The 6,422-nt window shown below is 54.7% G+C and carries 4 protein-coding genes; 1 reads left to right on the top strand and 3 read right to left on the bottom strand.

Going from position 1 to position 6,422, the window contains the following annotated elements; genetic code table 11:
* Nucleotides 1-162: 162 nt before the first annotated feature.
* From FHD67_RS19565 to FHD67_RS19555, 3 genes are all read right to left on the bottom strand, one after another.
* The gene (locus FHD67_RS19565) at nucleotides 163-1,149 is read right to left on the bottom strand and encodes a phosphoribosyltransferase (RefSeq protein ID WP_046001952.1); all 987 of its coding nucleotides are present in this window, start codon (nucleotides 1,147-1,149) and stop codon (nucleotides 163-165) included.
* A 273-nt stretch (nucleotides 1,150-1,422) separates the two neighbouring features.
* Complete coding sequence (locus FHD67_RS19560) at nucleotides 1,423-2,844, bottom strand: lipopolysaccharide biosynthesis protein (RefSeq protein ID WP_232303432.1); 1,422 nt, start codon at nucleotides 2,842-2,844, stop codon at nucleotides 1,423-1,425.
* A 215-nt stretch (nucleotides 2,845-3,059) separates the two neighbouring features.
* A complete protein-coding gene (locus FHD67_RS19555; protein WP_198143241.1) occupies nucleotides 3,060-4,151 on the bottom strand; it encodes a glycosyltransferase in 1,092 nt (363 codons plus the stop codon).
* A gap of 782 nt (nucleotides 4,152-4,933) precedes the next feature.
* Here FHD67_RS19555 and FHD67_RS19550 point away from each other — a divergent pair.
* On the top strand, nucleotides 4,934-6,022 hold the full coding sequence (locus tag FHD67_RS19550) for a glycosyltransferase family 4 protein (protein ID WP_084693980.1): 1,089 nt from the start codon (nucleotides 4,934-4,936) through the stop codon (nucleotides 6,020-6,022).
* Nucleotides 6,023-6,422 lie beyond the last annotated feature (400 nt).

Below are 6,422 nucleotides of genomic sequence, written 5' to 3'. Positions count from 1 at the left end.
GAAGGTCTTTCTGTCCGCCATCGCTCTCGCCGCAACTGTCATTTTCTAGCTTTGAAAATTAACGAGGCTGGAGCCTAGCGAAGAAGGCGTCTAGGAAACATGGGGCTATTCACTCCGCCATTTAGCAGTATGCTTCAAACCCCAAGGTAGACCGTTTTAAGATCAGCCATTTCGCGAAAGCAAGCTCTTTAATGCGGCATAACGGTTTGTCCCTAGTATAGTCCGCACAACTCTCTTTGCGACATCCTTGCCTTGACTGACGGACCGTAAGTTCGGTAGCTGCGCCAAGACCGAAGCAATGTCCGGCGTGATCAGTTGATGCGTCTCGAGGCAAAGTACTGGTTTTCCCGAGAGCTGTGCAATCTTGATTGCCTGCTTGTTTTCACTTTCGATGAACAACATGGCATCGCTTTTGCGATAATATTCAGCCTTGAAACTACCGTGAACCGCAAGCCGTTGCCGTTCTGCCTTGCTGGGCAGATCAAGCATCACCAATTTTTCATATTGGATTCCGTTTGATGCCAACCATGCTTCAGTGCTTGGCCTGTATTTTTCCAATCTGCTGGTAACAAGAGTGCCTATCTTGCGCTTTGTTGAATACAGCTTGCGAGCGTTGCCCAGAAAATCCAAGTAAGCTGCGCCGTCATCATTCTCGGCATCGGTAGGATCGACGCACAAGACGCCGTCAATATCAACACAGCTTTGAGCCAACCACTTGTGATGCATGAAATTCCATTGAAACATGCGCGGCTGAGGCAATATTTCGAACACCAGATCTGCCTCGGGGTGTGACAGCTTGCTTCCGTAAACTGCAGCAAAGATGTAATCGGCCTCGATGCCAGACTGAGCAATCTTTTTGCGGGCTTCGGTCATAGCCGTGCCGCCGTTGATGCTGTCATCCAGAACCAGCACCTTGCGCCGGGCCTCTTTATCTGGCGCCACCTGGGTCTTGGTCACGCCGCTGGCATACGTACGCCCCTGCACATAGCTGTCGATGTCGGACAGCGGTATGTTCACGGCAAGACTCAAAAGATTTGCCGCCAGCAGCCCACTGCGCGGAATGCCGACAACCACATCGATGTCCTGCGGCAGACGGTGCAGGTTCTTCAGGATGGTCTCATTCAAGTCCGCGATGGATCGGTAGTACATGTTAACTCTCTTTCACCGTAAGCTGCCCTTCAACCAGATGCCGCAGATTGGCACCATTGTTTTTTGCTTCTGCTTTATGGCAGGTATGGGCAGTGAAGATCACAGGTTCGACGCTTATACGTTGCTGCGTTCGACAACACCGAGGCTGATATGATGAGCCAAGCCGCGTGACCAAGATACCATTGAAGATAAAAGCTCATGCAAGGTGGCTGGTCCCAGTGTTGTCAGGATGCGTGTTGGCCGCTTCAGCGCTTAAAACGGCGCCTGCAGACGTTAGTTGCGAATGCGTCGGGCAATACCGAAAAGAAGTTCACCGACTTCCTTAAGCGTCTCGCGTCCTGACGCAGTCATGCTGGCCAGTGCGGTCACAGCTGCATAAGCGAACAGCATGCCGAGCACGAGCGCAGGCAATGGAGTCTCAGGAAAGTATGGTATAAGAACCCACAGAGCTAATACGACAAGATGCGATCCCAACAGGAAGGGCCATGTCGCCTTCAATATATCTGCGACCCTGATCGGTCCTCGGCGCCCGACATACCACCACAGGATTGGCGTCTTGATGTATTCGCTTATCGCATAGGCAAACGCGACACCCACCGCTCCCCATCCGATGCCGATCGAAAAGGCCGTGACGGCGAACCCGGCCGTGGCCAAACCCCAATACAGGAATTCGCGGGACCTTCCCTGGCTGACAAACAGCCAACCAGCGGGGTTGTTGAGTGGTTGTACCAAGCCCGCAAAGCCAAGTGCGGCAAAGATGATCGCACTTTTAGCCCACTGTTCACCCAAAAGGAAGGGGATCAGGACATCAGCCATGGCAATGCTCATTGCGACACCGGGCAGTGTCGCGAGCAGGACCAGCCGTATGACCCGCAGATAGGCTCGGCGATACCTATCAGGTTCGCCGGACATGCGCGACAAGGTGGGCACCATCACCCGCGAGAGTGGATTGGTGATCTGCGTCAGGGGAAACAGCAGCAGCTTGTAGGCACGCTCGTAAAGGCCCAGCTGCACACCGCCCCAGTAGCGTCCGATGAGGATATTATCTAGGTTCCGGGCGAAGAAATTGGCAAAGTTGAATCCTGTCAGTTCGGCGCCAAACCCCACCATTGACCATCCGTTCCCAGCGCGTCCCGGTCGTGATGGTCGCCATGGCGAGCTGACCCAGACCAAGATGATCCCGACCAGTGCCCCGGCGACAGAGGCGCCCCACAGCGCCCAGTATGATGGCGAAATACTGGCCCAGACGATTGCCGTACCCAAGGTCGTTAGGCCCACAGCGACTTCTATCATCGCCAGCCGACCAAATTCCATGCGCCGGTTCAGCAGCGCGCCGTGTTGCGCACCGCTTCCGCTCAGCAGAACCGGCAGCGCCATTGCCGCGATCAGCGGTCCGACACGTGGCTCGTTGTAAAAGTCGGCTGCTAGGGGGGCGATCGCGACTACTGCGGCCGCCACGGCGACACTTACTCCGACATTTATCCAGAACAGGAAGTTGACTTCCTCGTGCCCGATCCGGGGGCGCTGTACAGTGGCTTGTGTCAACCCTAGGTTCTGGAACAGCCCCATGAAGGCAAGGACGGGTCCGGCCATGGCCACTAGGCCAAAGTCGTCAGGCGCCAGCAACCGTGAAAGTACGATGACGGAAATGATCTGCAGGCCAAGCTTTATGGCCTGTGCCCCACCGGTTGCCATGATCCCGCGCCCGACGGATGCTCTGAGGGACCCCTCGGGAGGGTCAAACATGTTAATCAACGTAGTCAGGATCTGCCTCCAGCTTCCAGCTTCCAAGATGCCGTGGCATGATGCTGTATCGCAATGTGCTACTATAGGATTGCATCTACTATCCAGTGATATCTTTGACAAAGCTGACCACACCACCGGGCACGCTTCGAGTATTCGGCTGCGTTTCAGATTGCAGAATCATGTCGCATTACGCCGGCTTGGCGCGCCCTTTCAAGCGTTGCCAGGAACGTTGCAAACTGGGTGTCCAGCTGCATCTGCGGGCGTTTGGAATACTCCAGCGCAGCGACTGACAAGGCCATGTATGCGTTGGGATCGAACCAGAGGCTTCGAACCGCGGCAACCCAATGATCCAATGGGGCATCGTAATCCAGCACCAAGCCGCCTGCGCCGATCGCCTCTGGCAATCCGCCGCGGCGTGAGCCGATCACCGGAATGCCGCTGCAATGGGCCTCGGAGGCGACGCGCCCCCAGGCTTCTTCCCACTTACTGGGAGCCAGCAAAATTTTCGTGCGTCCATAGATTGTCTTCATGTCCGGGGTGCGCCCCTCCAGGCAAACATTGGGCAAGGACGCGATCACCTGTTCGATCTGGGCGCGGTAAGCATCTCCCAGTGTCCAGCTTTCGACGAACAGAAAGGGTATGTCGGGGCACTCCCGTGCAATTTGCACGGCGCGATCGAAGCCCTTTTCAGGATAGGGATTGATCAGGGTAACGTATTCTCCGGTCGTGGGCGTGCGGTACTGGCCTGAGTTGATGGTGGGTGGAATGACAGTAGCGTCGACCCCGAATTTTTCCTTGTAGGTTCTGGCTGTAAAGTCGGAATTGGCGATGTAATGCGCCGAAGTCAGTTCCCGCAGATCGCCACCCAGCTCGTGAAACTCGACATTGCGCAAGTACACCACTATCGGCACGCCTTGCGCCTGGAGCGCCTTTCCGATCGGCACCGACTGGTGGCACTGTACGACCGCGACATCAGGTTTGAGTTTCTGGACAGCAAATCGGGCAGCTTCCCAAGGAAACCACGCACGGATCACCGGGTAGCCGGGTAATCTATCAATCACCCCCGGCCGGCGCGACAGTTTCAGTTTGATACGTGCTTTCAATCCGAAGGTACCGGTCCCGAACAACGCAGCCAAAACAGAAGGCTGATGGCCACTTGCCATAAGCTGCAAGGCCAGATGATGCGTGCTGGACTGAACTCCACCGCTAAATTCAGGGGGATATCCCTTCCCACTACCAAAAAGCACATTCATCATTAAAGTCCTTATTTCCTGCGGCACGACCATGCTTGAGGTCTCTTTCTTAGCTTAAAGCTTCTAATGAGGCTTGAGTACCCTTTGAACTGACTTGCGGAATCCTTGTGGTTCCTTCAGACCAATTTCTGTATCCCATTATGACTATTGACATGGTACGAGAACGCGCTATTGCTCGCCGGCCCTGAGACAGGGATGGCGTCATTCAAAAATAACCTCTTTTTAACAAAATGTTATTGGATGGCCTGCCTTCGAAGAGGCGTCTGTTCTTGCGGACGGTACTGCCCTGTTTAAAACTGCAATGTGGCTACGCGCGAGGCCAAAGGCACCCTCAGGTCAGGGACGATCCTCTTCGAACTGCTGTTCTCGTCTTCCAGCGCCTTCAGCCGGCGTATCTCATTAGGCAGTAGCTCGCCTTGCAGCAGATTTCAGCCACCGGTGAGCTTTCCTCGCCCTGTTCCAGGACGAATGCCTTCTGCCCTTCCATGAACCTCACTGCTTCCATCATCTTAGGCCCTTTTCCGGCTAGGGACTATTAGCCGAAAACTCTAAGTTCAAACAGTCTAGTTCTCAGGGGGCGGAACAAAAAAGAGCTGCTAAAATTTTCGGAACTTAACAAATCGCATGCAGATACTTGTTGCCGCTGTAGCGGACACGTAAGCAGTGCAACGTAACACTGCCTCTACGGATGTGTTGTGTCGCAGGGGTGGTACGCCATTCAGCAACCCGTCACAATCTAGCCTCTAAAACGGAATATTCGACCATAACCCGGAGATATTGTCTAAATGCGTGTGCTATTTACCTGTGGTCTGGGTTATCTTCCGCAACGCTCCGGCGGTGCTCAGTCTAGTACTGATCAACTCGCCAACGCCTTGAAGCGAGCCGGGCACGAGCCCGCTGTGTTGACGGCGCTTGAACCAGGTAACAGTCTGGTTTGGCGGTCTAAGCTTCAACGCAAGCTGACAGGCAGGACCTTTTCGCGCGATCAGGGTATGGGGTATCCGGTTTTTCGTGCTTGGGATCCAACCAACACAGCAGAAGTTGTCCGACGCTTTAAACCCGATGTGGCAGTCGTTCAGAACGGTTCCATGGTCCCAATCGCCAACAGCCTTCAAAAAGAGGGCGTTCCGGTAATTTTATATTTTAGAAATGTCGAATTTAGTGAAATGGGCGGAGATCTCATGGACATTCATCCGCTTGCCTGCATCTCAAATTCAAATTTCACGGCCCGGCGCTACTTTGACGCCTATGGAATTGAATCCCACATAATCCCCCCCCTGGTGGACCCGGTAAAATATCGCACGGACAGCACTCGAAAAAATGTCACTTTGATCAATCCCTCGCCCCTCAAAGGGGGCAATTTGGCTATTGATATTGCCAGCCTCTGCCCTGACATTCCTTTTGTATTCGTACAGAGTTGGAAGCTGCATGATGAAACGCATGCGGCATTGATCGAGAGGGTTACGCAGGTCCCCAATATCACCCTGCAGCCGCGTACCGATGATATGAAGTCCGTCTATGGGCGCGCACGCATCCTGCTGGCACCTAGCCAGTGGGAGGAGGCTTGGGGCCGGGTGGCATCCGAGGCGCATTGCAGCGGTATCCCGGTGTTGGGATCGAATCGAGGCGGTCTGCCCGAAGCGATTGGTCCGGGGGGCATTGTTCTGCCCTATGACGCATCCGCGCAGGACTGGGCTAATGCGCTGCGCCAAATGTGGGATGACATAGAAGTATATGATAGGCTTTCATTAGCGGCCCGCAATTTTTCCAAGCGCCCTGAAATTGTACCCGAAAACCAGTTCGAAACCTTCTTGAAGGTCATCGAAAAAGCTATCTCTTCAGACCCGGCATCTGGTGGGCCGAATTTGGGGTGAACTGGTCCAGCTTTATAGTTTCAACCAGATAGTGGAACGGGGCTATATCCCGCTCCCTGAGGGACTGCATCCCGGGTGAGGGTCCTGCATAGATGTTGGTTTCGAAGACCGGCATTCCTGCAGCTGCGACCACTGACCTGCCACGGGACTTTTCCTCCATCTGCGATTGGAGTCCGGCCCATGGTGCGCTGCTCCCTGGCCTTGGACCGCCGGATGCTGGAGTTTTCCGGCTTGGTCATGGCGACGGGCTGGCTGCGCCGCCGGGATAATGCAGGGCGATCGGCATGTTATATCCGATGGCGCTGTGGGGTCGGTCCTTGTTGTAGGCTCCAGCCTCGTTAATTTTCAAAGCTAGAAAATGACAGTTGCGGCGAGAGCGATGGCGGACAGAAAGACCTTC

Origin of the sequence: Paracoccus haeundaensis, from assembly GCF_006239215.1 — a bacterium.
GTDB lineage: Bacteria > Pseudomonadota > Alphaproteobacteria > Rhodobacterales > Rhodobacteraceae > Paracoccus > Paracoccus marcusii.
This window is presented reverse-complemented; position numbering and strand designations above follow the sequence as displayed.